Genomic DNA, 22,990 nt, shown 5'->3' with positions numbered 1-22,990 from the left:
GGACCACCGGTGGGCCGCACGGGTCGGACGCGCCGGCGGAGGCGCGCGCCGGTGCACCACCCCCGGCATTCAGCCGTCCCACATCCGCTTTCCGCCGTGTGGTCATGTCAAATCCAGCCGGTGACGGAAGAAACGAGGTGCCGGACCGCCGCAGCACGCGGCGGGCCCGGTCGCCGCCTTTCCCACCGGCACAGGAGACACCCATGCCCGCCGCCGTCCCCGCCCCGCTCCTCCCCACCGCACCCGCCGCACCCCCGGCGACCGCACCCGCCGCACCCGCCCCGGTCGTCCCCGGCCGGCCCGCCGCCGAACTCCGCTACGTGGTCTCCCTCGCCCGCGACCTGGCCGACGTACGCGCCGCCCAGCGGCTGCGCCACCAGGTCTTCGCCGGCGAACTGGGCGCCAAACTCGACAGCTCCGAACCCGGCCACGACAGCGACGCGTTCGACGCGTACTGCGACCACCTGCTGGTACGCGAGGAGCGCACCGGCGAAGTCGTCGGCACGTACCGGCTGCTGCCCCCCGACCGCGCACGCGCCGCCGGACGGCTCTACTCCGACAGCGAGTTCGACCTCTCCCGGCTCGGCCCGATCCGCGACGACCTCGTCGAGGTCGGCCGCTCCTGCGTCCACCCCGCGCACCGCACCGGCGCCGTCATCAGCCTCATCTGGGCCGGACTCGCCCGCTACATGACCGGCAGCGGCCACACCTGGCTCGCCGGCTGCTGCTCGGTCCCGCTCGCCGACGGCGGCGCGCTCGCCGCTTCGACCTGGCGCACCGTACGCGACAAGCACCTCGCACCCGAGGAGTACCGGGTCACCCCGCTGCGCCCGTGGACCCCGCAGGACACCGGGCGCCCCGCCCCCAGGACCGAGCTGCCGCCCCTGCTGCGCGGCTATCTGCGGCTCGGCGCCTGGGTGTGCGGCGCGCCCGCGCACGACCCCGAGTTCGGCGTCGCCGACCTCTACGTCCTGCTGTCGATGCGCCGTACCGACCCGCGCTACCTGCGGCACTTCCTGTCGCTCGTACCGGCGGCATGAGCGGCTGGCTGCCCACCGCGCCCTGCACCCCGCGCGGCTGCGGCACGCACCACGGCCCCGCCGCCCGTACGGCGGTGGCGGCGGGCCGGGTGCTGACGGGGCTGACCGTCCTGCTCGCCGGCGTCCTGGCGGCGCCGCTGATCGCCACGCTCGGCGCGGCGCCCCGTGACCGGCTCACCCGGCACTGGGCGCGCGCCCTGCTCAGAGCGTTCGGCCTGCGGGTGCGGATCGTCGGAGCCGGGCGCCCGGACCCGCCGGGGCGGGGGAGCGGGGTGCTGGTGGTCGCCAACCACATCTCCTGGCTCGACATCCCGCTGATCGCGGCCGTCCTGCCCGGCCGGATGCTGGCCAAGAGCGAGATACGGCACTGGCCCGTCCTCGGCGGGGTGGCGGCGCGCGGCGGCACCCTCTTCGTCGAGCGCGAGCGGCTGCGGGCGCTGCCCGCGACCGTACGCACCCTCGCCGGGGCGCTCACCGACGGCTCACGGGTGATCGTCTTCCCCGAGGCGTGCACCTGGTGCGGCGGCGGCCGCGGCCGCTTCACCCCGGCGGTGTTCCAGGCCGCGCTGAACGCGGGGGTGCCCGTACGGCCCGTCCGGATCACCTACCGGGGGCCTGAAGGACACCGCTCCGGTGCGCCGGCGTTCGTCGGCGACGACACCCTGACCGCCTCGCTGTGGCGGATCGCGACGGCCGGCGGGCTCACGGCGGAGATCACGGTCCTGCCGCTGATCCCCGCCGGTCTGCACACCGACCGCCGCACGCTCGCCCTCGCGGGTCAGCTCACCGTCGCGAGCGACAGCGCGAACCGTCCCGCCTCATCGGTCCACCAGTGCGTCAGCTCCATCCCCGCCGCGGCCAGCTCCGCGCGTACGCCGTCCTGACGGAACTTCGCCGACACCTCCGTACGGACCTCCTCACCGGCCTCGAAGTGGACCAGCAGATCCAGCTCGGGGATCTTCACGGTGAGGGCGCGGCGCGCCCGCAGCCGCATCTCGATCCACTCCTGCTCCCGGTCCCAGCGCGCCACATGCTCGAAGTCGGCGGGGTCGAAGTCGGCGCCCAGCTCGCGGTCCATGACCGTCAGGACGTTCTTGTTGAAGGCCGCCGTCACACCGGCCGCGTCGTCGTAGGCGCTGACCAGCGTGGACTCGTCCTTCACCAGGTCCGTACCGAGCAGCAGCGTGTCGCCCGGTTCCAGCAGCGCGCGCACCGACGCGAGGAACCCGGCGCGCTCGGCGGGCAGCAGATTGCCGACGGTGCCGCCGAGGAAGGCGACCAGCCGCGGCCCCGGTGTGGCGGGCAGCTCCAGACCGGCGGTGAAGTCGGCGATCAGCGCGTGCACCCGCAGGTCGGGGCGGTCGGCGATCAGCGCCTCCGCCGCCCCGGTCAGCGCGCTCCCGCTCACGTCGACCGGCACGTAACTGTGCAGTCCCTTCAGCGCGTCGAGCAGGTGGCGGGTCTTCTCGGACGAGCCGGAACCCAGCTCGACCAGGGTGCTCGCGCCGCTCGCCGCCGCGATCTCCCCGGCCCTGGCCAGCAGGATCTCCCGCTCCGCGCGGGTCGGGTAGTACTCGGGCAGCCGGGTGATCTCCTCGAACAGTTCGCTGCCGCGCGCGTCGTAGAACCACTTGGGCGGCAGTGTCTTGGGCGTACGGGTCAGGCCCGCGCGCACATCGGCGCGCAGCGCGGCGTCCGTGGCGTCCTCGGGCAGGGTGCGGGTCAGGTGGAAGGGGCTCACGCGGGGGGCTCCTTGAGGGGGGTCAGCGTCAGGTCGGTGCGGGTGGCGACGACCAGCGTCCGGTCGGGGATCTCGCGCCAGCGCGGATCGTCGTCGTACGGCTCGGAGGCGACCACCACACCCTCGTCGGGCCCGACGAGCGTCCAGAGCGTGTCGCCCCAGGCGGTCGCCGCGATCGTGCCGCCGTCGGTGAGCAGCAGATTGAGCCGGGACGCCGGCGCGGCGGCGGCCACCTCGGCCACGGTGTCGGCCAGCGCCTCGCCGAGCGAGTCGCCGCGCCGCAGCCGGTGCAGGATCAGCGCCCACACGAGTGCGGAATCGGTGCGGGCCGCCAGCGACAGCAGCTCCTCGGCGGGCAGCCCGGCGGCGAGCGCCGCCAGACTCCCCGGCCAGCCCTTGACCGCCCCGTTGTGGCTGAACAGCCAGGGCCCGGAGGCGAAGGGCGCGGCCGCCGCCTCTCCGTCGGCGCCCGGCTCCGTCGCGTCCCGTACGGCGGCGAGCAGCGCGGTCGTACGGACCACCCTGGCCAGATCGGTGAAGCCGAGATCGGCCCAGATCGGCCCGGCCCGCCGGTAGCGGGCCGGCGCCGGATCGCCTTCCGCGTACCAGCCGACCCCGAACCCGTCGGCGTTCACCGTGCCGTGCCGCTGCCTGCGCGGCTCCCACGACTGCCGGTACAGCGCGTGGGCCGGTGCCACCAGCACCTCGCCCAGCGCCGCCGGCGGGCCGAGCCGGGCGAGATGGCGGCACATCAGGCGCCCTCCCCTGGAGCCGCGTCCCGCGCCGTGCGGAACCCGGCGAAGATCTGCCGCCTGACCGGCAGGTCCCAGTTGCGGAACGTGCCCCGGCAGGCGACGGCGTCCACCGCGAACGAACCACCGCGCAGCACCTTGTGCGCGCTGCCGAAGAACACTTCCGAGTACTCCCGGTACGGGAACGCGACGAAGCCCGGGTACGGCAGGAAGTCGCTCGACGTCCACTCCCAGACGTCCCCGATGAGCTGGCGCACCCCGAGCGGCGAAGCCCCGCGCGGATAGCTGCCGGCCGGCGCGGGGCGCAGATGGCGCTGGCCCAGGTTGGCGTGGTCCGGCGTCGGCTCCTCGTCGCCCCACGGGAAACGCAGCGAGCGCCCGGTGGCCGGGTCCCAGCGCGCCGCCTTCTCCCACTCCTCCTCGCTGGGCAGCCTGCGCCCCGCCCAGCGGGCGTACGCGTCGGCCTCGTACCAGCTCACATGCAGCACCGGCTCGTCCATCGGCACCGGCTCGACCGCGCCGAAGCGGCGGCGCAGCCACTGGCCTGCCTCGCGCCGCCAGAACTGCGGCGCGCCGATGGAGTGCTCGCGGATCTGGGCCCAGCCCTCCGGGGCCCACCACCGCTCGTCGGTGTAGCCGCCGTCCTCGACGAAGCGCAGATAGTCGCCGTTGGTCACCGGCACGGTGTCGATGAAGAACGCCGGCACGAGCCGCTGGTGCGCCGGGCGTTCGTTGTCCAGCGCCCACGGCTCGGCCGTGGTGCCCATCGTGAAGCGCCCGGCCGGCACCAGCACCTCGGCGGGCAGCCCCGCCGTGCCACCGGCGGGCGGCTCGGGCGCGGTCAGCGCCGCAGGGCCCGTGCGGAGCTGGTGCGTGATGAGCATGGTCTCGTCGTGCTGCTGCTCGTGCTGCGCGATCATCCCGAAGGCGAAACCGGCGTCCAGCAGCGCGCCGCCGCCCCCGTTCAGCGGCGCGCGCTCGATGATGTCGAGCACCCGCCCCCGTACGTCGGAGGCGTAGGCGCGCGCCTCGGCGGGCGCCAGCAGCGGCAGCGTGGGCCGCTCGGAGCGCGGGTGCTCGAAGGCGTCGTAGACGGAGTCGATCTCGGGGCGCAGCGCGTCACCGCCGCCGACGGTGCGCAGCAGCCACTGCTCCTCCTGGTTGCCGATGTGCGCCAGGTCCCACACCAGGGGCGACATCAGCGGCGAGTGCTGCGCCGTCAGGTCGTGGTCGTCGACGCAGGAGGTCAGCAGGGCCGTACGGGCACGTGCGGTGGTCAGCGACTCGACGGCGCGGCGGCGCAGCGCCTCGGCGGAGTCGGCGGATATCTCGGTGATGGTCGCTCGCGGGGCCCGCGGAGCTTGCGGGGTCCCGGCGGTTCGGTCGGTCATGAGCGGAGATCCTTCTCAGGTTCGAAGACGCGTTCCGAGACGCGTTCGGGGACGCTTCCGGAGACGCGCAGCTCGTCGGCGGGACATCGGCCCCGCACCACGAAGCGTTCGGTGAAGGCGGCGACGGCCTCCTGGATCGCGGTACTGGCCCCGACGCGCGGCAGCGCCTCCTGGGCGAGCGCGAAACAGGTGACGGCCGTCGCGTGCAGTTCGGGGTCCGCGAGTCCGTCACGGGCCGCTCTGACCCACAGCGGGTTGCCGGGCGCGGGCCCGGGGCCCGCGGCGTCGGCCAGCGGCTTGACGGCGCGGTACACGCTCTCGGCCGCTTCCGGATCGTCGAACAGCGCGGTCGTGACGGCGAGCGGCACCAGCCACCCGTCCTCACCCGGCTGCGCGTCGATCATCCGCAGCTCCAGATGGCCGCGCGGTCTGGCCGGCGGGAAGAGCGTGGTGACGTGGTAGTCGAGATCGGCGCGCAGCGGCGGGCGCGGCAGCCCCGATCTGATCCAGTCACGGAACGAGACCCCGTCCGGCACGTGCCAGGGGCCCTCCGGCGTCTGGACACACATCACCGGCGCGTCCAGGGCGTGCGCGGCCCACGCGGCCCGCGGTTCGAGCCGCAGCGAAGGCGCGGCCGTGCGGGCCGGGTCGAGCTCGGCCCACATCGCCTGCCGGGTGGAGCGCCAGCCGGTCCGCCTCCCCTCGCGCATCGGCGAATTGGCGAAGGCCGCGACCAGCACCGCCCCGAGCAGATGGGCGAGCTGCCAGCGTCGCGCGTAGCCGAGCGGACCCGGCTCCTCGTGCCCCGCGTCCAGGCACACCTGGACGGACGCGGTGGTGCGCATCATCGCCCGGCCGGCGGTGCCGATCCGGTCGAGATACGCCTCCATCGCGTCGTAGCGGGGCGCGTGCAGCATGCGCTGCGGAAGATGCCAGGGGTCCTGTCCGAAACCGGCGAGTGCGAGGCCCGCCGTACGCAGCGCCGGGCGGACGAGATCCAGGTCGGCCGACGTGGTGGCGACGCACTCCATCAGGGAGGCGGCGGGCTGGGAGCTGAGCTCCAGTTGGCCGCCGGGTTCGAAGGTCAGTGCCGAGGTCAGCGGCAGGGTCCGCAGGCCGTCGAAGGCGGCTTCGAGGCGGTGGACAGGGACGGGGTTTCGCGGGTCGCGCAGATCGTGTACGAGCCATTCCAGTTCCACACCCACGGTGCGCGGTGGCCCGGTCTTGAAACATATGCCGCGCAACAGCGCCTCGGCGTCGTCCTCGCCGAGCGGTTGTTCCGCGTCGATCAAACGGTCGGATGGCATGGCCGGATCCTCCTGTCGAAGACCGTGACCGACTTCGTCCCGGGGTCGGGACGAAGCGCTCCGGTCCAACCTAAGGCCACTCCTGCCAGTTCGCACAAGAGTGCCCTTGAGTCACCGAATCGTCAGAAATCCGGTTGCCCCGGAGGTGATCGCTCACGCATGATCCCGCACATGAGTGCGCGACTGCGGGGGATCGCAAAGGAGACCGAGGAGATCGTCGGGGCAGGCAGCTACCGCGGCCCCGACGGCTCTGACGTGCTGATACGCCCGGCGCTCGACGCCGCGCTCGCCGCCACCCGGATGTACGGGCCCGAGCCGGTCACCGTCGCCCTGGACGGTGGCCGAAAGGGGGCCGTCGAGGTGACGGGCGAGAGCAGCCTGGCGGCCGCCGCGCGGCTGACGGCGGCGGCGCCCGGCCCGGTGGCCGTGCTGAACTTCGCCTCCGCGCGTAACCCCGGCGGCGGCTATCTGAACGGCGCACAGGCCCAGGAGGAAGCACTCTGCCGGGCCTCCGCGCTCTACGCCACGCTGCTGCGCGCGCCCGAGTTCTACGCACACCACCGCGAAGACCGGGACCCGTTCTACACCGACCGGGTGATCCACTCGCCCGGAGTGCCGGTCTTCCGCGACGACAGCGGCCGGCTGCTTGCCGCCCCGTTCCAGGCCGGCTTCCTCACGTCGCCCGCGCCGAACGCCGGAGTGATCGCGCGGCGCGTCCCCGACGAGAGCCACCGCGTCCCCGCCGCGCTGGCCTCCAGGGCCGCGCGGGTCCTGGAGACGGCGGCGGAGTGCGGATACCGGCGGTTGGTGCTGGGCGCCTGGGGCTGCGGGGTCTTCCAGAACGACCCCGCCCAGGTGGCCGAGACCTTCCGGGCGCTGCTCACCGGGGAGGGGCGGTTCGCCGGGCACTTCGACGAGACGGTCTTCGCGGTGCTGGACCGTACGAAGGCGGGTACGACGCTGTCGGCGTTCCGCGAGGTGCTGGCGTGACCGCAGGGTCTGAACGCCGGACCTGGCCGCCGGACCTGGCCCGTGCCGGGGCAGCGCTGGCGCTACGCGCAGGGCGGCCCGGCGCACACCGGGCCCGGCCGCGCCTACGCCCTTGCGGCGGGCGGCGGGCGGCAGAGGCCGGTCTGCCAGCGGCGCGCGGTCCTGCCACGCCGGGGGCGGCGGACCTCACCCCGGCGCCTGCCGCTGGGCTCCGGACCGCTCAGGTCCAGCCGTAGCGCTCCTTCAGCCGGTTCACGACGAGGTTGAAGCGGCCCCTGTCGAGGGCGCAGGCCTCGCGCCGCATGCCTGCCTCGTGGAGCCGCATGACCCGGTCGATCGCCACCCACGAGTCGCGGCCCGCGCGGTCCCACGGGCCGACCCCGATCGGCACCCAGTCGCGGTCCTGGTTGTGGCTCTTGCTGGAGAGCTGGACGGCGAGCAGCGTGCCGCCGCGCTCACGGGCGACGACCAGGACCGGCCGGTCCTTGCCGCGTCCGTCGTTCTCCTCGTACGGCACCCAGGTCCAGACGATCTCGCCGGGGTCGGGGTCGCCGTCGTGGGCGGGCGCGTACTCGGTGCGTACCGGACCCACCTCGCGGGGCTCGGCCTCCGTCGTGGCGGTGGGGCCGCCGCGGCCGGGGAAGTCGCTGTCGGCATGGTCCTGGGCGCTGGGAAAGGGCGTCATCCGCAAGACGTTAGGACCTGCGTGCGGCCCGCCGCCGGGCGGGTCACCCCGACGATCCGGGACGATGCCGGACGATCCGGGGCGTGTCCACGCGCCGGTCGTACCGGTCCGCGCACCGGCCCGCGCGCCGTACCCGCCGAACGGGGCGGGGAAGGGGCTAGCGTCACCCGCATGACTATCGTTCCGCAGCGCTTCGAGATCCTGTTGGTCGCAGAACACGCCGAGCACGCCGACGGCTCCGAAGGACCGCCCGACGACGCGCAGGCGTTGCGCTCGGCCGTCGTGGAGGCGACCGGCGACATCGGTGCCTCCGGCTACCCGCGTTACGCGGGCAACGGCATGGAGGCCGACATCGATCCGCAGACCCACACCGTGGAGGCGCTGCTGATCGACGGCCAGGAAGTGGACTACGGCCTGTCGGCGCGGGTGGTGGACGCGAGCCCGAGCTGATCCCGAGGCCGTCCTGAAGGCGCGTTGACAGTGGCCCGCCGACGGGCGGAGACTCGCGCTGGCCGCTGTGAACGACCGTTCGCACGGCCGCCCGGCCGGGTTTCCCGGCAGAGCCGCCGCGTCGAAGGGGTCCGCAGATCCGATGACCACCATCCGGGATGTCTACGTCGTCGACGCCGTCCGCACCCCGATCGGCAGGTTCGGCGGGGCGCTCGCCTCCGTACGTCCCGACGATCTCGCGGCCCAGGTGGTGCGCTCGCTGGTCGAACGCACCCCGGCGCTCGATCCGGCCAGGATCGACGACGTGATCTTCGGGGACGCGAACGGCGCGGGCGAGGACAACAGGGACGTCGCGCGGATGGCCGTCCTGCTGGCCGGTCTGCCGGTCTCCGTGCCGGGTGTGACGGTCAACCGGCTCTGCGGGTCCGGACTTGAGGCGGTCATCCAGGCGGCGCGCGCCGTCGCGCTCGGCGACGCCTCCGTCGTCCTGGCGGGCGGCGTCGAGTCGATGTCCCGCGCGCCCTGGGTGCTGCGGAAGCCGGAGCGCGCGTTTCCCGCCGGGCACCAGCAGTTGCACTCCACGACGCTCGGCTGGCGGATGACCAACCCGGCCATGCCGGCCGAGTGGACCGTGGCGCTCGGCGAGGGCGCCGAGCAGATCGCCGACAAACACGGCATCACCCGCGAGGAGCAGGACGCCTTCGCGCTCGCCAGCCACCGCAAGGCCGCCGAGGCGTGGGCCGCCGGACTCTACGAGGGCGAGGTCGTCCCGTACCCGGGCGTGGAACTCGCCCGCGACGAGTGCATCCGCGACAGTACGTCGATGGAGGCCCTGGCCAAGCTCAAGCCGGCCTTCCGCACCGAGGGCGGCGGTACGGTGACGGCCGGCAACGCGTCCCCGCTCAACGACGGCGCGGCGGCCCTGCTCATCGTGGACGAGGACGGGCTGCGCGAGACGGGCCGCGAACCCCTGGCCCGGATCAGTGCGTCCGCCGTCACCGGCATCGAGCCGCAGCTCTTCGGGCTCGGCCCGGTCGAAGCCGTCCAGCGGGCGCTCACGAAGGCCGGCCGGTCGTTCGCCGACCTGACCACCTTCGAACTCAACGAGGCGTTCGCCGCCCAGTCGCTCGGCTGCCTCGCCGAATGGCCCGAACTCGACCCGCGGCTCGTCAACCCGCGCGGCGGCGCCATCGCCATCGGCCATCCGCTCGGCGCGTCAGGCGCCCGGCTGGCGGGAGCCGTGGCCCATCAGCTTGCCGCGGCCGGTGCGGGCACCGGCCTGGCAGCCCTCTGCATCGGGGTGGGCCAGGGCCTGGCGCTGGTACTGGAGCGCTGACGGGACCGCCGAGGGCAAGGGCTACTGGCGGTCAGGCTCAGCCCTGGTTCTCGACGTGCTTGTTGTCGCCCTCGGCCTCGGCCTTCGCGACGGACTTGCGGACCTCGTCCATGTCCAGCGCGCGGGCCTGGCCGATCACGTCCTCCAGGGCCGTCTCTGGCAGCGCACCCGGCTGGGCGAACACCGCGACGTTGTCACGGACGATCATCAGCGTCGGGATGGAGCGGATCTCGAACGCGGCGGCCAGCTCCTGCTGGGCCTCCGTGTCGACCTTCGCGAAGACGAGGTCTCCGTGGCGCTCCGACGCCGACTCGTAGACGGGGGCGAACTGGCGGCACGGTCCGCACCAGGAAGCCCAGAAGTCGATCAGAATGAAGTCGTTCTCCGACACGGTCTGGTCGAAGTTTTCCTTCGTGAGTTCCACTGTGGCCATTGCCTGCTACCTCTTCCTGATTCACCGGTGGGAGCCGCCTCGCACAACGGCTGCTGCCACCGCCGTATTCCTGAGCCGTATTCCTGGACCGTTCCCGAAGATCGTGTGGCCATGCGGGCCCGCCCGGACCAGACTGACCCCATGACGGATGCCATGGATTACGACGTTGTGGTGCTGGGTGCGGGACCGGTCGGGGAGAACGTGGCCGACCGCGCCAGGGCCAATGGGCTGAGCGCGGCGATCGTCGAGAGCGAGCTGGTCGGCGGCGAATGCTCGTACTGGGCCTGTATGCCGAGCAAGGCACTGCTCCGCCCGGCGATCGCCCGCGCGGAGGCGCGCAGGGTGCCGGGCCTCAGGCAGTCCGTGCAGGGCCCGCTCGACGCCGCCGCCGTACTCGCCCACCGGAACGAATACACGTCCGACTGGAAGGACGACGGCCAGGTCGCGTGGGTCGAGAGCACCGGCACCGCCCTCTACCGGGGCCACGGGCGCCTCGCCGGACCGAAGAAGGTCGTGGTCACGACGCCGGAGGGCGATGAGCAGGTGCTCACCGCCCGGCACGCCGTCGCCGTGTGCGTCGGCAGCCGCGCGGTCCTGCCCGACCTGCCGGGCCTGGCTGGCGCGAAACCCTGGACCAGCCGCGAGGCGACCAGCTCCCAGCATGTCCCCGACCGGCTCGTGGTCGTGGGCGGCGGAGTGGTCGGCGTGGAGATGACCACGGCATGGCGGGCGCTCGGCTCCGAGGTCACCCTCCTGGTACGCGGCGACGGGCTGCTGCCGAACATGGAGCCCTTCGCCGGCAAGCTGCTCGCCGAGTCCCTGACCGAGGCCGGCGTGTCGGTCCGTACGAACACCTCCGTCACCCAGGTGGAACGGGACGGCGGCAGCGGCCCCGTCACCGCGGTGCTGGACAGCGGCGAACGTATCGAGGCGGACGAAATCCTCTTCGCCACCGGCCGCGCCCCGCGCACCGACGACCTCGGCATGGAGACGGTCGGCCTCAAGCCCGGCGACTGGATCGAGGTCGACGACAGTTGCCGCGCCAAGGGCAGCGACTGGCTCTACGCGGTCGGCGACGTCAACCACCGCGCCCTGCTGACCCACCAGGGCAAGTACCAGGCCCGTATCGCCGGCGCCGCCATCGCCGCCAGGGCCCAGCACGTCCCCCTCCTGGAAACCGACCGCTGGGGCGCCCACTCGGCCACCGCCGACCACGCGGCCGTCACCCAAGTCGTCTTCACCGACCCGGAGATCGCCTCGGTGGGCCTCACCCTCGCCGAAGCCGAAGCGGCGGGCCACCGCGTCCGCGCGGTCGACTACGACATGAGCGGCGTAGCAGGCGCGGGCCTCTACGCGGACGGCTACACCGGCCACGCCCGCATGATCGTCGACCTGGACGAGGAAATCCTCCGCGGCGTGACCTTCGCGGGCCCAGCGGTGGGCGAGATGCTCCACTCGGCGACGATCGCGGTAGCCGGCGAGGTCCCCATCAACCGCCTCTGGCACGCGGTCCCTGCCTACCCCACCATCAGCGAGATCTGGCTCCGCCTACTGGAGACGTACCGGGGCTGACGCCCCGTCAGTGGATTGTCGTGCACGGTCGGCGGCGGCCGTCGTTCCAGGCTGCTGCCGACCGGATGCCAGGCGTTTCAGGAGCGTTGGTGTGACGTCCCGGTACGCCGCCGGGTCGATCGGGTTGAGCCAGTGGGACGCCCGGGACAGTGGTTTGATGTTCAGGTCCAGGTCGCTCAGTACCTCGTCCACGTTGTGCATCGAGAACGGGATGATCTTCGTGCCCCGGCAGTGGTGCTTGTTCAAGGCCGCGTCCAGGAAGGCGAGTTGGTCGACGACCGCCTGGCGGACTGCTGGGGGGTCGGGGAGGTGTACCGCGCCCGCCAGGTCTGCGGCGATCCAGACCGCGGCCATCTCCGCGTTCAACGGGCTGAAGAACGAGGAGTTGTAGCCGTTGAAGTACAGGCCGGGCACGTCTACGGGCAGGATCTGCCGGTAGAGCATGAAGTTCCCGCGCTCGTCCAGCAGCCGTTTCTGCACGTCGGCGGTGAGGAACGGGACGCCCTGGGTGTAGCCGGTGGCGCAGACGACGAGGTCGGCCCTGAGCGTCGTACCGTCGCTCAACTCGGCGTACGGGGAGCCGCCTTCGGCGAGGAGACGGGTGATGGTCCGGTCGCGGTGGACGGAGATGGTGCCGTCGGCGACGCCCTCGAAGAATCCCTCCGTCACCAGCCCGATCGCGCCGCGGACGATGTCCTCCATGTCGCCCTGCGGTGTCAGACCGAGCTTTCCGAGCTTGAACTGCCGTACCGACACCGAGCCGATGGAGTTGAGCATCCTGCGGCGCAGACCGTTGCCGGGGCCGTGCAGGAACCTCTCGAAACCGCGCAGCCGGATGTAGCGGAACAGGGCCTCGCCGAGGCGGGTCAGCAGCAGCATCTTGAAGTTGAGGAACCCGGCGATCTTCCGCGGCACCTTCCACAGCAGTTGCCGGGCGATCACGTGCGTGTCCGCCGCCACCTTGCTGATCGGCACGGCGACATCGCACGCCGACTTGCCGTAGCCCACGACGAGAGCGTGCTTGCCGCGAGCCTCCTCGGCGTCGTGGAACTCGGAGCCCGCGCAGAGGCGTCCGCCGGCTGCCGTGAACTCCGCCGTGCCCGGGTAGGACGGTACGGCCGGCTCGCAGAACACGCCGTTGGCCACGACGAGACGGTCGAAGGTCTCGCCCGGTTCCGCGCCCTCGGGGCTCCGGGTCTCGATCGTCCACCGGCCGTCGGCGGCCTGCTCGGCGGCCGTCACCTCGGTGTCGAGCCGCAGGCTGCCTTCGAGGCCGAACTCGGCGGCGTACGCGGCGAGATACGCCTGGATCTGCGCGCCGGTGGGCCACTCGGGGTAGTCCTTGGGCATCGGGAAGTCCGAGAGCGAGTACTGCGTCTTGGGGCTCTGCGTGGTCACGCCGGGGTAGCGCCGCGTACGGCTCCAGACTCCGCCGACGTCAGGGGACTTGTCGAAGACCCGGACCTCGTGCCCGGCCTGCGTGAGCACCTTGGCGGTGGCGAGGCCGGCGACGCCGGCGCCGATGATCGCGATCCTCATGGCTACTGGACCTCGGGGGGCAGTCGCAGCTCGATGCCGAAGTCGCCCATGATCCGCTTCATGACGGAGATGTCCTTGGGACCGGGAGGCATGTCCGCGAGCGCCTGGTAGTACCCCTCAAGACCTGCCGGTGAGACCACGGAGATGACCCGCGACTCCTCCTTGGAGGAGTTGCGGAAGGTGTGCACCACGTCGCGCGGCAGGAACAGGTAGTCGCCGTGCTCCAGTACGAAGTCCTCGCCGCCGAGATGGACGTCGAGCCGTCCGGAGAGGCAGATGAAGGACTCGTCCTCGCGGGTGTGGATGTGCGGGGGCGGACCCGCGGTCTCCGGCGGGACCGCGTATTCGAAGAGCGAGTAGGCGTCGTGCGTCGACTTGCCGTCGGTCTTCACCGTGATGCCGAGCCCGATCGCCGCGATCGAACGGCCGTCGCGCGAGGGGAGCATGTAGCCACCGCCGAGAGTCACCATCGTCTCCTTGAGGTCGCCGCACCGCCATGTCGTCGGTGTGATTGGTCACAGCGTGGGTCCGCCACGGGAGTTGCGCAAACAACCGTCCCGCTCACCGGGACGGTTCCCTCGGCAGGCGTCAGCGGCGGGCCTCGGCGGCGGGCCTTGGCGGGAGTCAGCGGCGGGGGTCAGCGGCGGGTCGAGTACGCCCTCGACGCGGCGGCCGCCGCCAGCCGGACCGCGGGACCGATCCGGTCGGCCCGTACGAGCCGGTTCGGGCCGGTGACGGACAGCGCCGCGACCACCTCCCCGAGCGGCCCGAAGACCGGGGCTGCCACACAGCTCACCCCGATGTTGCCCTCCTCCCGCTCCACCGCCCAGCCGCGGGCCGGGATCTCGGCCAGCTCGCGTCTGATGGCGACGGCGCTGGTCAGCGTGCGCGGTGTCCGCGCGGGCAGCCGCGCTTCGAGGACCGAGTCGACGGTCGCGGCGTCCGCGTACGCGAGGATCGCGCGGCCCAGCGCCGAGCAGTAGGCGGGGATGGTGCCACCGGCCTGCGACAGCATGGGCATCGCGAGGTGTCCGGTGATCTTCTCGACGACCAGGATCTGCGCTTCGGCGAGCACCCCGAGCTGCACGGTGATCCTGGTCGCGTGGTGCAGATCCTGGAGGAACGGCAGGACAGCCTCGCGCAGTTCGTGCCGGATCGGGGCGAGGCTGGAGATCTCGAAGAGGCGTTTGCCGATCCGGTAGCGGTCCGCCGGTTTGTCCAGCCAGCCCATACGGATCATCCGGTCGGCGGTGCGGTGCGTGGTCGACCGCGGCATGCAGCACCGCGCGACCAGGGCCCCGAGGGTCAGTTCGCGGTGCGTGGCGTCGAAGGCGTCAAAAATCGCCGCGGCGCGGTCGAGGCCGCCCATCGCTCCGGCGCTGCTGTCGCCGTCCCGCTGAGCGGGACTCATCGTTGGCTCCGCGCGTTCACAGGGGGCACGCTAGCGCCAACCGCGTTCAGCGGAAAGGCATTCGGATACGGGAGGCCGCCATCACCACTCGGACCGCTCTCGTCGGCGGCGGCGCCGCCGGCATCGGCTACGCGACCGCCGCCCAACTGGCCGGCGCCGGCCACCGCGTCGTCATCACCGGCCGCCGCGCCGACGCGCTCGACGCCGCGGCCGCCCGGCTCCGCGAGCAGACCGGCGCCCCTGTCCACACCCTGGTGAACGACGTGTCCGACCCCGGCGCGGCGCAGGCGGCGCTGAAGGAGACGGAATGCCTGTACGGCGCTCTCGACGTGCTGGTGCTCAACGCGGGCGGGCCGCCGCCCGGCCGGGTCCTGGACGTCACGGACGAGCAGTGGCGGGAGTCGTACGAACTGCTCGTCCTCGGACCGCTGCGGCTGGCCCGGCTCGCGCTCCCGCCCATGGCCGCCAGGGGCTTCGGCCGGGCGGTCTTCGTGACCTCCACGGCGGTGCGGCAGCCGCAGCAGGACCTCGCGGTGTCCGTCGTCCTGCGGTCCGCGCTCACGGCCGCCGCCAAGCTGCTCTCCCGGGAGTTCGCGGCCGAGGGCGTCACCGTCAACTGCGTCGCACCGGGCGCTACAGCGACCGAACGCCGTACGCAGATCCTGGACGGCCGCGCCAGGGCGACCGGCACCGACTACGCCGATCTCGAAGCGGCCGACGCGGCGAGCGTCCCCGCGGGGCGGGCCGGGCACCCCGAGGAGATCGGGGCAGCCGTGGCCTTCCTGGCCTCCGACGCCGCGAGCTACGTCAACGGAACCGTTCTCACAGTGGACGGCGGAAGGACGGAAACGATCTGATGGCCCAGTCAGGACCCCACTTCACCATGGCCGACTTCCTCGGCGCGATCTCCAGCACCGTCAGGCCGAGCACGGCGCACCCCGTCGTCGTACGGGCCGCGGAGCTGGAGACGCTTCCCGCCGACCAGGTGCACAACCCGACCACCCTGTCGATCGCGGGCAAGCTGCCGACCGCCACCTTCGAGATCTTCCGGCAGACCATCCCGCCGGGGCTCAGCTCGGACATGCAACGCCACCACCACGAGACGGTGCACTTCGTGATCTCGGGCGACGGCCACAGCGAGATCGAGGACGAGACCGCCTCCTGGTCGGCCGGGGACTTCGTCTACACCCCGCCGTGGACCTGGCACCGCCACTACAACGACTCGACCGAGCACCCGGTCGAGTTCCTGACCATCGAGAACTCCCGCCTGCTGGGCCTGTTGGGCGTCGGCCGCCGGCAGAGCGCCGGACTGGTGACCGTCGAAGAGGCCCGCGCCCGGTTCGGGGAGGACACATCATGAGCGAGCTGCCCGCGCACATCAGCATCTGGGGCGAACTCGGCGATGTGGACCACGAATTGCGCCATGTCGAGGTGGACGGTGTCCGCACCCGGGTACTGCGCGCCGGCTCGGGCCCCGACCTGGTCCTGCTGCACGGCACCGGCGGACACCTTGAGGCGTACGCCCGCGACATCGCGGAACTGGCCGCGGACTTCCGCGTCACCGCGTACGACATGGTCGGCCACGGCTGGTCCGGGCTGCCGGACCGGCCGTACACGATCGACGTGCTGTCCGGCCATCTGCTCGGCACGATGGACGCGTTGGGCATCGAAGCGGCGCACCTGTCGGGTGAGTCGCTCGGCGGCTGGGTCGTCGCGTGGACGGCCGCGCACCACCCGGACCGGGTGGCCCGGCTGGTGTTGAACACCCCCGGCAACATCGCCAACAAGCCGGACGTGATGGCCAAGATGCGCGACAGCACCCTGGCCGCCGTGCGGGACCCGAGCGACGAGACGGTGCGCCGTCGTGTCGAATTCCTGTTCCACCACAAGGAGATGGTGACGGACGAGCTGGTCAACCTGCGGCGCGCGGTCTACGGCCGGCCCGGCTTTCTGCGGGCCATGACCAACACACTCGTCCTGCAGGACCCGGAGATCCGCAAGGACTTCGCCTGGGACCCGGCGTGGGTCGGCCACGTCACCGCCCCCACGCTGCTCCTGTGGACCGAACACGACCCGACGGGCGGGCTCGACGAGGCCGCCATGCTGCTGGAGTGGCTGCCCGACGCCCGGCTGCACGTGATCGCGGACGCGGGCCACTGGCCGCAGTGGGAGAAGCCCGACGAATACCTGCGCGCCCACCGCGACTTCCTCATCCACGGAAAGGACCCGGCATGAGCGAGATCATCGGCCTCGTCGCCATGTCCCACTCCCCGTTCGCGACCCTGCTGCCGCCGCAGGAGCCGTCGCAACCCGGGGGGACGTTCCTCGCCGAGGCCGCCCGGGTGACCGAGGCCGTCGCCCGGCTGGCGCCCGACGCCGTCGTCGCGATCGGCCCCGACCACTTCCACGCGAACTTCTACGACGTGATGCCGCCGTTCGTCCTCGGCGTCGAAGAGGCCGACGGATTCGGCGACTTCGGCAGCAGGGCGGGCCCTTTGCCGGTCGCCTCGGAGCTGGCGTGGTCGATACGCGACGGCCTGGACGAGGCCGGGTTCGACGTGGCGCTGTCGTACGCGCTCACCCTCGACCACGGTGTCGTGCAGAGTTACGAGATGGCCACCGGCGGAGCCGACATCCCGCTGGTGCCGCTGGTCGTCAACACCGCCGCCCCGCCGCTGCCCGGCATGCGGCGCTGCGTCCTCATCGGTGAGGCGCTCGGCTCCGCGATCCGCGGGTCCGCGTTCCCCGGCCGGGTCCTCCTCGTGGCCAGCGGCGGACTGTCGCACTGGCTGCCGTCCAACGACCCGCGCGACCCCTCGGTGGTCGGCGAACGCCGCGAAGCGATGATCCACGGCCGCAAGGACGCCCACGCGTTCGCCTCGGCGCGCGAGCCGCGCGTCCGGGCCATGGGCGGCGACCCCACCCGCCCCGTCAACTCCACCTGGGACGGGTGGTTCCTGGAGCGGCTCACCTCGGGCGACCTCGCCTCGATCGCGGATCTGGGCGACGAGAGCCTGGAGAAGAGCGCCGGCAGCGGCGGGCACGAGATCCGCACCTGGCTGACGGGCCTGGCCGCCGTACGGAAGCCGCTCGTGTGGACCAGTTACGAGCCGGTGCCCGAGTGGATCACGGGCATGGGCATCGGGACCACCTTCGAGGTCGGCTGACATGGCGGCGCACACGGACGCGTTCGGCACCCGCCCCGCCGAGGCGCTCGAACGGCTCACCGTGGCCAGGGCTCGCCAGTATCCCTGCCCGCCGGTACGGCACCTACTGCCGGCCGGTGACGTCGACACGGCCTACGCCGTCCAGTCCGCGTGGGTCGCGCGCCAGGTCGCGGCGGGCGCCCGCGTCGTCGGTCACAAGATCGGCCTCACCAACCCGGCCGTACAGGCCCAACTCGGTGTGGCACAGCCCGACTTCGGTGTCCTGCTGACCGACATGAAGTGCCCTGCCGGGGTGCCCGTCGACATCACCCGCACCCTCCAGCCGAAGATCGAGGCGGAGATCGCGTTCATCCTGGGGCACGACCTGGACGGCACGCAGATCGGCGGCGCGGAGACCGGCGGCGGGCAGATCGGCGGCGCGGAAACCGGCGGCGCGGAGACCGGCGGTGCGGAGACCGGCGGCGCCGAGACCGGCGGCGGGCAGATCGGCATCGCCGACGTGGCGGCCGCCACCGAGTCCATCGTCGCCGCACTGGAGATCGTCGACAGCCGGATCGCCGGGTGGGACATCGACATCGTCGACACCGTCGCCGACAACGCGTCCTCCGGCCTGTTCGTGCTCGGCGACCGGCCCCGCGGGCTCGACGGCCTCGACCTGACCGGCTGCGCGATGACCCTGCGGCGCGGCGACGACGTGGTCTCGACCGGCTCGGGAAGCGCGTGCCTCGGCAACCCGCTGGCGGCCGTCGCCTGGCTGGCCACGACGGCGCGCGACCGGGGCAGGCCGCTGCGGGCCGGGGACATCGTCCTGTCCGGCGCGCTCGGGCCCATGGTGCCGGTCGAGCCGGGGGACGCCTTCCACGCCCACATCAGCGGGATCGGCGACGTCGGCGTCATCTTCACAGGAGGCCCGTCATGAACAGGACCAAGGTCGCCGTCATCGGCTCGGGCAACATCGGGACCGACCTCATGATCAAGGTGCTCCGGCTCGCCGAGCATCTGGAGATGGCCGCGATGGTGGGCATCGATCCCGCGTCCGACGGCCTCGCACGGGCAGCCAGGCTCGGCGTGCCGACGACAGCCGAGGGCGTCGCGGGCCTCATCGCCCTGCCCGGCTTCGCGGACATCCGGATCGTCTTCGACGCCACCTCGGCGACCGCCCACCGCGCCAACGCCCGCGCGCTCGCCCCGTACGGCAAGCGGCTGGTCGACCTCACCCCGGCCGCCACCGGACCGTTCGTCGTGCCCGCGGTGAATCTCGAACGGCATCTGGACGCGCCCGACCTCAACATGGTCACCTGCGGCGGCCAGGCGACGATCCCGGTCGTGGCGGCGGTCGCGCAGGTCACGCCCGTACCGTACGCCGAGATCGTCGCGTCGATCGCGTCGAGGTCGGCAGGGCCCGGAACCCGCGCCAACATCGACGAGTTCACCGAGACGACAGCCGCCGCCATCGAGTCCGTCGGAGGCGCGGGCCGCGGCAAGGCGGTGATCGTCCTCAACCCCGCCGAACCGGCACTCATCATGCGGGACACGGTGTTCTGCCTGGTCGACGCGCCGGACCCCGGCCTGCACACCCGTATCGCGGATGCCGTCGAGTCCATGGTCGGGAGCGTCGCGGCGTACGTCCCCGGCTACCGCCTCAAGCAGCCGGTGCAGATCACGGCCGTCACCGGGCACCCGCGCACGCTCGTCGGCGACCGTCCGGTGACCCACCAGGTCAGCGTCTTCCTCGAAGTCGAGGGCGCCGGCCACTACCTCCCCCCGTACGCGGGCAACCTCGACATCATGACCTCGGCCGCCCTGCGCGTCGGCGAGCGGATCGCGGCCCGCGCCCTGGAGGCCACCCGATGAGCAGGCGACTCTTCATCCAGGACGTCACACTGCGGGACGGCATGCACGCCACCCGCCACCGGCTCGACCCCGCGAAGGCCGCGGAGATCGCCGCCGCGCTCGACGCGGCGGGGGTGGACGCCGTCGAAGTCGCCCACGGCGACGGCCTCGCGGGCGGCAGCCTCACGTACGGCCCCGGCAGCAACACCGACCAGGAGTGGATCGAGGCGGTGGCGGCGAACCTGCGTACCGCCCGGCTGACCACCCTGCTGCTGCCGGGCATCGGCACGATCAAGGACCTGAAGCGCGCGTACCGGCTGGGTGTCCGCTCGGTGCGGATCGCCACCCACTGCACGGAGGCCGACGTCTCGGCCCAGCACATCGCCACCGCCCGGGAACTCGGCATGGACGTCTCCGGCTTCCTGATGATGAGCCACCTGACACCGGCGGCCCAACTCGCGCAGCAGGCCGCCCTGATGGAGTCCTACGGTGCGCACTGCGTGTACGTGACGGACTCCGGGGGCCGCCTCACGACGAGCGGGGTACGCGAGCGGGTACGCGCCTACCGCGCCGTCCTCGACCCCGGCACCGAGATCGGCATCCACGCGCACGAGAACCTCTCGCTGTCGGTCGCCAACTCACTGGCCGCGGCGGAAGAGGGCGCGACCCGTGTCGACGCCTCACTGGCCGGCCACGGCGCGGGAGCGGGCAACTGCCCGGTCGAGCCGTTCATCGCCGTCGCCACGCTGGAGGGATGGACACACGGCTGCGACCTGTTCGCCCTCCAGGACGCGGCCGACGACCTCGTCCGCCCGCTCCAGGACCGCCCGGTGCGGGTGGACCGCGAAACCCTCACCCTCGGCTACGCGGGCGTCTACTCCAGCTTCCTCCGCCACGCCGAGACCGCCGCAGCCCGCCACGGCGTCGACGTACGCACCCTGCTCCTCGAAGCGGGCAGCCGCCATCTCGTCGGCGGCCAGGAGGACATGCTCGTCGACATCGCCCTCGACACGCTCCGCACCCGCGAGCGGGGGGCGCGGGCGACCGGCGACGCGGCGCTCGACGCGTTCGACGCCGATCCGGAGCCGGCCGCCCCCGACCCCCGCTAGGAACTGGCGGCCGTCCGACCGGCCTTGGTCCGGTGCTTCAGCTACTTCGCGGTCTCGGCGGCGCGCGCCGAGAGCGCCGAGACCTCGGCCGCCGCGCGTCGGTCGCGGCCGGTGAGTTTCCACGCGGCGAGTCGCGCGGCCATGGCGGGGGTCGGCGGGAAGACGCCGAGCTGGCCGAGCATGGTCAGGTCGTCGCGGACGGCCTCGTGGTTGACCACCTTCCCGTCGCGCACCGTCAGTAGGTGGATCTGCTCGTAGTCGATCTCGCGGCCGGTCGGCGGGACGATCTTGTCCAGCTTCTCGTCGCGGAAGAGCACGAACGGTCCGGTCTGCCGTCCCTGCATGCGCACCCGGACGAACACGTGCCCGCGCTCCTCGTCGACGCCCGTGTCGAGGACGGGGAAGCGCAGGCCGTCGAATGCCGAGCGCATCCAGGCCCCGGAGGCGAGCACACCGGCAGGACCGGGGATCGCGCAGGCGACAGGGGAGTTGAACGCCTCCCGGTTGCGGAAGTCCGCGCCGACGACCTCGGCGGCGAGCGCCGCGTCGCCGGTCTCTATGACCTTGAAGAGGGAATGCGCGCTGCCGATGGCAGGGTGAGCCACGAGAACTCCTGCGGTGAGGGGAGATGGAGGGAGGTGAGTGGTGATGCCTCGTCACATCAGGCCGAGGGAGAGCCTACGCGCCGCCCGAAGGGGCGAAAAACCGCCGCGCGGCGGGCCGGACCGCCATGCCATGATCCTTCCGACGCACCGGAGTTGGCGGTGCGTCAGTCGTGTCATCTCACCTTGGGGGGTAGCAATGAGACTGTTCTCTGCTGGACGCCCGGTACGTCTCAGATCCGGCGCCGTCGTCGCGCTGGCGGCCGGGCTGCTGGCCGCAGGGCCGGCCGGGCCGGCGTTCGCCGCCGACGATCCGCCGCAGTCGGACCAGTTGTGGATCAACGAGCCGTACGAGCAGACGCTGCCGCTCGGCACCGGCGGCGGCCAGCCGGAGTCCCGCACTCTCGGCGTCGGCATCTACCACGACAACGAGAACTTCACGGTGACCGACGGGAAGCTCACCGTCGACATCTCCGACCTCGCCGGCGTCGCCGATGTGACCTGGCCCGACAACTGCGCGCCGAGCGGTACGAGCGCGGTGTGCGACATCCCCGTGGTGCCGGCGATCGGTGGCGACTACGAGGACCAGGTGTTCCTCACCGTACGCGCGGCGGACGGCGCCGAGACCGGCGCGCGGGGCAGGATCACCTACGAGGCGACGGCCACCGGCGGCCCCCACGGCACGCTCACCGCGCCGCACGACAGCTTCGACACCACCCTCACCGTCGGCGAAGGGCCCGACCTCGCCATCGAGCCCGTCGGGGACATCGAGGACGGTCAGCCCGGCGACGAGCGGACGATCCCGGTCGAGATCACCAACAAGGGCAACGCGAACGCGAACGGGTTCACCGTCACGCTGTACGCCTCGTACGGTCTGACGGACCTGACCCGCTACGACGACTGCGCCTACCCCACGGGGGACGACGGCGACTACGCGCCGACGAGCCACGTGATCTGCGTGTTCGACCAGGTGCTGGCGCCCGGCGACTCCTTCGAGCTGCCCGAGCCGCTGACGGTACGGCTCGCCCCGCACGCGCTCAGGGAGCGGCTCGACATCGGTGTCGAGCCGGGCGACGGCGCCCAGGACATCGACACCGGCAACGACTACACGGTCCTCCAGCTCAACGCGGAGAACACCGCGGACTTCTCCGTGACCGGCGACGCCGTCTCCGGCGCCGCGGGGGAGACGGTCACGGCCGAGCTGACGTTCAAGAACAACGGCCCGGCCTGGTTCGGCAACCTCGGTTCCGGTGATCCGGTCGCCAGTGTGCGGCTGATCGTGCCCCAGGGCGCCAAGGTCACCGGCGTGCCCGACGACTGCTACCCGCACACCCTCGGCGGCGGTTACTACCCGCACCGGACGGGCGCCCCGCGCTACGACTGCGACCTGCCGTACTGGGTGCGGGAAGACGCACAGCGCACGTTCGCTTTCTCCGTGCGCGTCGACACCGTGGTGCCCGGCGCGACCGGCGCTGTGAGCCTGCACCCCGGGTATGGCGAGTTCGGCACGTACCCCTACGACTTCGACCCGGACCTCACGAACAACACGGCGGTCCTGAGCGTCAACTGACCGGCCGTCAACTCATTTGTCAAGACTGATGGTTCGGAGCAGCCGCCGCTCGGACGGCTGCT

24 protein-coding genes are annotated in these 22,990 nt (G+C 72.5%); 14 read left to right on the top strand and 10 right to left on the bottom strand.

Annotated features, from left to right (window positions below):
• Positions 1 to 203: 203 nt before the first annotated feature.
• Together ACZ63I_RS18195 and ACZ63I_RS18190 are read left to right on the top strand one after the other, a co-directional pair.
• Positions 204 to 1,040: a GNAT family N-acetyltransferase gene (locus tag ACZ63I_RS18195; protein ID WP_469339739.1), complete on the top strand. Its 837-nt coding sequence runs from the start codon at positions 204 to 206 to the stop codon at positions 1,038 to 1,040.
• Positions 1,037 to 1,924: a lysophospholipid acyltransferase family protein gene (locus ACZ63I_RS18190; protein WP_469339737.1), complete on the top strand. Its 888-nt coding sequence runs from the start codon at positions 1,037 to 1,039 to the stop codon at positions 1,922 to 1,924. Before ACZ63I_RS18195 ends, ACZ63I_RS18190 begins: the two co-directional genes overlap by 4 nt.
• On the opposite strand, the gene egtD is transcribed toward ACZ63I_RS18190, so the two are convergent.
• From egtD to egtA, 4 genes are read right to left on the bottom strand one after another with little or no spacing between them, the layout of a single operon-like run.
• Positions 1,819 to 2,781, bottom strand: coding sequence for an L-histidine N(alpha)-methyltransferase (egtD, locus tag ACZ63I_RS18185; RefSeq protein ID WP_469339735.1), 963 nt, complete (start codon positions 2,779 to 2,781; stop codon positions 1,819 to 1,821). The two genes, ACZ63I_RS18190 and egtD, sit on opposite strands and share 106 nt — an antisense overlap.
• Positions 2,778 to 3,533, bottom strand: a complete 756-nt coding sequence (gene egtC / locus ACZ63I_RS18180; RefSeq protein WP_469339734.1) for an ergothioneine biosynthesis protein EgtC — start codon at positions 3,531 to 3,533, stop codon at positions 2,778 to 2,780. Before egtC ends, egtD begins: the two co-directional genes overlap by 4 nt.
• Positions 3,533 to 4,924 carry an ergothioneine biosynthesis protein EgtB gene (egtB, locus tag ACZ63I_RS18175; RefSeq protein WP_469339733.1) on the bottom strand — a complete coding sequence of 464 codons (1,392 nt, stop codon included), beginning with the start codon at positions 4,922 to 4,924 and terminating at the stop codon, positions 3,533 to 3,535. Before egtB ends, egtC begins: the two co-directional genes overlap by 1 nt.
• On the bottom strand, positions 4,921 to 6,231 hold the full coding sequence (gene egtA, locus ACZ63I_RS18170; RefSeq protein WP_469339731.1) for an ergothioneine biosynthesis glutamate--cysteine ligase EgtA: 1,311 nt from the start codon (positions 6,229 to 6,231) through the stop codon (positions 4,921 to 4,923). The genes egtB and egtA overlap by 4 nt, the downstream gene beginning before the upstream one ends.
• A 171-nt stretch (positions 6,232 to 6,402) precedes the next feature.
• Between egtA and ACZ63I_RS18165 the strand changes: the two genes are divergently transcribed.
• Positions 6,403 to 7,221, top strand: a complete 819-nt coding sequence (locus tag ACZ63I_RS18165; protein WP_469339730.1) for a TIGR02452 family protein — start codon at positions 6,403 to 6,405, stop codon at positions 7,219 to 7,221.
• A 220-nt stretch (positions 7,222 to 7,441) separates the two neighbouring features.
• On the opposite strand, the gene ACZ63I_RS18160 is transcribed toward ACZ63I_RS18165, so the two are convergent.
• Positions 7,442 to 7,906, bottom strand: a complete 465-nt coding sequence (locus ACZ63I_RS18160; RefSeq protein ID WP_469339729.1) for a type II toxin-antitoxin system PemK/MazF family toxin — start codon at positions 7,904 to 7,906, stop codon at positions 7,442 to 7,444.
• Between the two features lie 171 nt (positions 7,907 to 8,077).
• Here ACZ63I_RS18160 and ACZ63I_RS18155 point away from each other — a divergent pair, with 171 nt between their 5' ends.
• Both ACZ63I_RS18155 and ACZ63I_RS18150 read left to right on the top strand, forming a co-directional pair.
• The gene (locus ACZ63I_RS18155) at positions 8,078 to 8,356 is read left to right on the top strand and encodes a hypothetical protein (RefSeq protein WP_469339728.1); all 279 of its coding nucleotides are present in this window, start codon (positions 8,078 to 8,080) and stop codon (positions 8,354 to 8,356) included.
• Positions 8,357 to 8,498: 142 nt separating this feature from the next.
• Positions 8,499 to 9,692 (top strand): thiolase family protein, encoded by a 1,194-nt coding sequence (locus ACZ63I_RS18150; protein WP_469339726.1) that lies wholly within the window; start codon positions 8,499 to 8,501, stop codon positions 9,690 to 9,692.
• Between the two features lie 37 nt (positions 9,693 to 9,729).
• Here the strand turns inward: ACZ63I_RS18150 and trxA are convergent, their stop codons facing one another.
• The gene (trxA, locus tag ACZ63I_RS18145; protein ID WP_041993750.1) at positions 9,730 to 10,125 is read right to left on the bottom strand and encodes a thioredoxin; all 396 of its coding nucleotides are present in this window, start codon (positions 10,123 to 10,125) and stop codon (positions 9,730 to 9,732) included.
• A gap of 141 nt (positions 10,126 to 10,266) precedes the next feature.
• Here trxA and ACZ63I_RS18140 point away from each other — a divergent pair, with 141 nt between their 5' ends.
• Positions 10,267 to 11,697, top strand: a complete 1,431-nt coding sequence (locus ACZ63I_RS18140) for a dihydrolipoyl dehydrogenase family protein (RefSeq protein ID WP_469339725.1) — start codon at positions 10,267 to 10,269, stop codon at positions 11,695 to 11,697.
• On the opposite strand, the gene ACZ63I_RS18135 is transcribed toward ACZ63I_RS18140, so the two are convergent.
• The 3 genes from ACZ63I_RS18135 to ACZ63I_RS18125 form a co-directional block, all read right to left on the bottom strand.
• Positions 11,674 to 13,236 carry a flavin-containing monooxygenase gene (locus ACZ63I_RS18135; RefSeq protein ID WP_469339722.1) on the bottom strand — a complete coding sequence of 521 codons (1,563 nt, stop codon included), beginning with the start codon at positions 13,234 to 13,236 and terminating at the stop codon, positions 11,674 to 11,676. The genes ACZ63I_RS18140 and ACZ63I_RS18135 overlap by 24 nt on opposite strands.
• Positions 13,237 to 13,238: 2 nt before the next feature.
• On the bottom strand, positions 13,239 to 13,703 hold the full coding sequence (locus tag ACZ63I_RS18130) for a cupin domain-containing protein (RefSeq protein ID WP_469339720.1): 465 nt from the start codon (positions 13,701 to 13,703) through the stop codon (positions 13,239 to 13,241).
• A gap of 170 nt (positions 13,704 to 13,873) precedes the next feature.
• Positions 13,874 to 14,647 carry an IclR family transcriptional regulator gene (locus tag ACZ63I_RS18125; RefSeq protein WP_469339719.1) on the bottom strand — a complete coding sequence of 258 codons (774 nt, stop codon included), beginning with the start codon at positions 14,645 to 14,647 and terminating at the stop codon, positions 13,874 to 13,876.
• A gap of 2 nt (positions 14,648 to 14,649) precedes the next feature.
• On the opposite strand from ACZ63I_RS18125, the gene ACZ63I_RS18120 reads away from it, so the two are divergent.
• From ACZ63I_RS18120 to dmpG, 7 genes are read left to right on the top strand one after another with little or no spacing between them, the layout of a single operon-like run.
• Positions 14,650 to 15,504 (top strand): SDR family oxidoreductase, encoded by an 855-nt coding sequence (locus ACZ63I_RS18120; protein WP_469339718.1) that lies wholly within the window; start codon positions 14,650 to 14,652, stop codon positions 15,502 to 15,504.
• Positions 15,504 to 16,007, top strand: coding sequence for a cupin domain-containing protein (locus ACZ63I_RS18115; protein ID WP_469339716.1), 504 nt, complete (start codon positions 15,504 to 15,506; stop codon positions 16,005 to 16,007). Before ACZ63I_RS18120 ends, ACZ63I_RS18115 begins: the two co-directional genes overlap by 1 nt.
• Complete coding sequence (locus ACZ63I_RS18110) at positions 16,004 to 16,882, top strand: alpha/beta fold hydrolase (RefSeq protein WP_469339715.1); 879 nt, start codon at positions 16,004 to 16,006, stop codon at positions 16,880 to 16,882. Before ACZ63I_RS18115 ends, ACZ63I_RS18110 begins: the two co-directional genes overlap by 4 nt.
• Positions 16,879 to 17,814: a DODA-type extradiol aromatic ring-opening family dioxygenase gene (locus ACZ63I_RS18105; protein WP_469339714.1), complete on the top strand. Its 936-nt coding sequence runs from the start codon at positions 16,879 to 16,881 to the stop codon at positions 17,812 to 17,814. The genes ACZ63I_RS18110 and ACZ63I_RS18105 overlap by 4 nt, the downstream gene beginning before the upstream one ends.
• A gap of 1 nt (position 17,815) precedes the next feature.
• Positions 17,816 to 18,733, top strand: a complete 918-nt coding sequence (locus ACZ63I_RS18100; protein ID WP_469339712.1) for a 2-keto-4-pentenoate hydratase — start codon at positions 17,816 to 17,818, stop codon at positions 18,731 to 18,733.
• Entirely contained in the window at positions 18,730 to 19,668 is a 939-nt protein-coding gene (locus ACZ63I_RS18095; protein ID WP_469339710.1) for an acetaldehyde dehydrogenase (acetylating), read from the top strand. The genes ACZ63I_RS18100 and ACZ63I_RS18095 overlap by 4 nt, the downstream gene beginning before the upstream one ends.
• A complete protein-coding gene (dmpG, locus tag ACZ63I_RS18090) occupies positions 19,665 to 20,756 on the top strand; it encodes a 4-hydroxy-2-oxovalerate aldolase (protein ID WP_469339708.1) in 1,092 nt (363 codons plus the stop codon). Before ACZ63I_RS18095 ends, dmpG begins: the two co-directional genes overlap by 4 nt.
• A 41-nt stretch (positions 20,757 to 20,797) precedes the next feature.
• Here the strand turns inward: dmpG and ACZ63I_RS18085 are convergent, their stop codons facing one another.
• On the bottom strand, positions 20,798 to 21,361 hold the full coding sequence (locus tag ACZ63I_RS18085; RefSeq protein WP_469339707.1) for an ester cyclase: 564 nt from the start codon (positions 21,359 to 21,361) through the stop codon (positions 20,798 to 20,800).
• Between the two features lie 196 nt (positions 21,362 to 21,557).
• Here ACZ63I_RS18085 and ACZ63I_RS18080 point away from each other — a divergent pair, with 196 nt between their 5' ends.
• Complete coding sequence (locus ACZ63I_RS18080) at positions 21,558 to 22,928, top strand: COG1361 family protein (protein ID WP_469339705.1); 1,371 nt, start codon at positions 21,558 to 21,560, stop codon at positions 22,926 to 22,928.
• Positions 22,929 to 22,990: the final 62 nt, after the last annotated feature.

The sequence above is a fragment of the Streptomyces sp. NPDC087906 genome, from assembly GCF_055584925.1.
The sequence above is the reverse complement of the archived record's forward strand: the minus strand, read 5'-3'. Positions and strand labels throughout refer to the sequence as shown.

What these genes read in the sequence shown, in the direction of transcription:
- egtB (WP_469339733.1), bottom strand. Translation starts at nt 4,924, where the DNA reads ATGACCGACCGAACCGCCGGGACCCCGCAAGCTCCGCGGGCCCCGCGA.
- ACZ63I_RS18095 (WP_469339710.1), top strand. Translation starts at nt 18,730, where the DNA reads ATGAACAGGACCAAGGTCGCCGTCATCGGCTCGGGCAACATCGGGACC.
- ACZ63I_RS18140 (WP_469339725.1), top strand. Translation starts at nt 10,267, where the DNA reads ATGACGGATGCCATGGATTACGACGTTGTGGTGCTGGGTGCGGGACCG.
- ACZ63I_RS18165 (WP_469339730.1), top strand. Translation starts at nt 6,403, where the DNA reads ATGAGTGCGCGACTGCGGGGGATCGCAAAGGAGACCGAGGAGATCGTC.
- ACZ63I_RS18110 (WP_469339715.1), top strand. Translation starts at nt 16,004, where the DNA reads ATGAGCGAGCTGCCCGCGCACATCAGCATCTGGGGCGAACTCGGCGAT.
- ACZ63I_RS18195 (WP_469339739.1), top strand. Translation starts at nt 204, where the DNA reads ATGCCCGCCGCCGTCCCCGCCCCGCTCCTCCCCACCGCACCCGCCGCA.
- ACZ63I_RS18150 (WP_469339726.1), top strand. Translation starts at nt 8,499, where the DNA reads ATGACCACCATCCGGGATGTCTACGTCGTCGACGCCGTCCGCACCCCG.
- ACZ63I_RS18135 (WP_469339722.1), bottom strand. Translation starts at nt 13,236, where the DNA reads ATGAGGATCGCGATCATCGGCGCCGGCGTCGCCGGCCTCGCCACCGCC.
- egtA (WP_469339731.1), bottom strand. Translation starts at nt 6,231, where the DNA reads ATGCCATCCGACCGTTTGATCGACGCGGAACAACCGCTCGGCGAGGAC.
- egtC (WP_469339734.1), bottom strand. Translation starts at nt 3,533, where the DNA reads ATGTGCCGCCATCTCGCCCGGCTCGGCCCGCCGGCGGCGCTGGGCGAG.
- dmpG (WP_469339708.1), top strand. Translation starts at nt 19,665, where the DNA reads ATGAGCAGGCGACTCTTCATCCAGGACGTCACACTGCGGGACGGCATG.
- trxA (WP_041993750.1), bottom strand. Translation starts at nt 10,125, where the DNA reads ATGGCCACAGTGGAACTCACGAAGGAAAACTTCGACCAGACCGTGTCG.
- ACZ63I_RS18105 (WP_469339714.1), top strand. Translation starts at nt 16,879, where the DNA reads ATGAGCGAGATCATCGGCCTCGTCGCCATGTCCCACTCCCCGTTCGCG.
- ACZ63I_RS18100 (WP_469339712.1), top strand. Translation starts at nt 17,816, where the DNA reads ATGGCGGCGCACACGGACGCGTTCGGCACCCGCCCCGCCGAGGCGCTC.
- ACZ63I_RS18160 (WP_469339729.1), bottom strand. Translation starts at nt 7,906, where the DNA reads ATGACGCCCTTTCCCAGCGCCCAGGACCATGCCGACAGCGACTTCCCC.
- ACZ63I_RS18115 (WP_469339716.1), top strand. Translation starts at nt 15,504, where the DNA reads ATGGCCCAGTCAGGACCCCACTTCACCATGGCCGACTTCCTCGGCGCG.
- ACZ63I_RS18190 (WP_469339737.1), top strand. Translation starts at nt 1,037, where the DNA reads ATGAGCGGCTGGCTGCCCACCGCGCCCTGCACCCCGCGCGGCTGCGGC.
- ACZ63I_RS18080 (WP_469339705.1), top strand. Translation starts at nt 21,558, where the DNA reads ATGAGACTGTTCTCTGCTGGACGCCCGGTACGTCTCAGATCCGGCGCC.
- ACZ63I_RS18155 (WP_469339728.1), top strand. Translation starts at nt 8,078, where the DNA reads ATGACTATCGTTCCGCAGCGCTTCGAGATCCTGTTGGTCGCAGAACAC.
- ACZ63I_RS18125 (WP_469339719.1), bottom strand. Translation starts at nt 14,647, where the DNA reads ATGAGTCCCGCTCAGCGGGACGGCGACAGCAGCGCCGGAGCGATGGGC.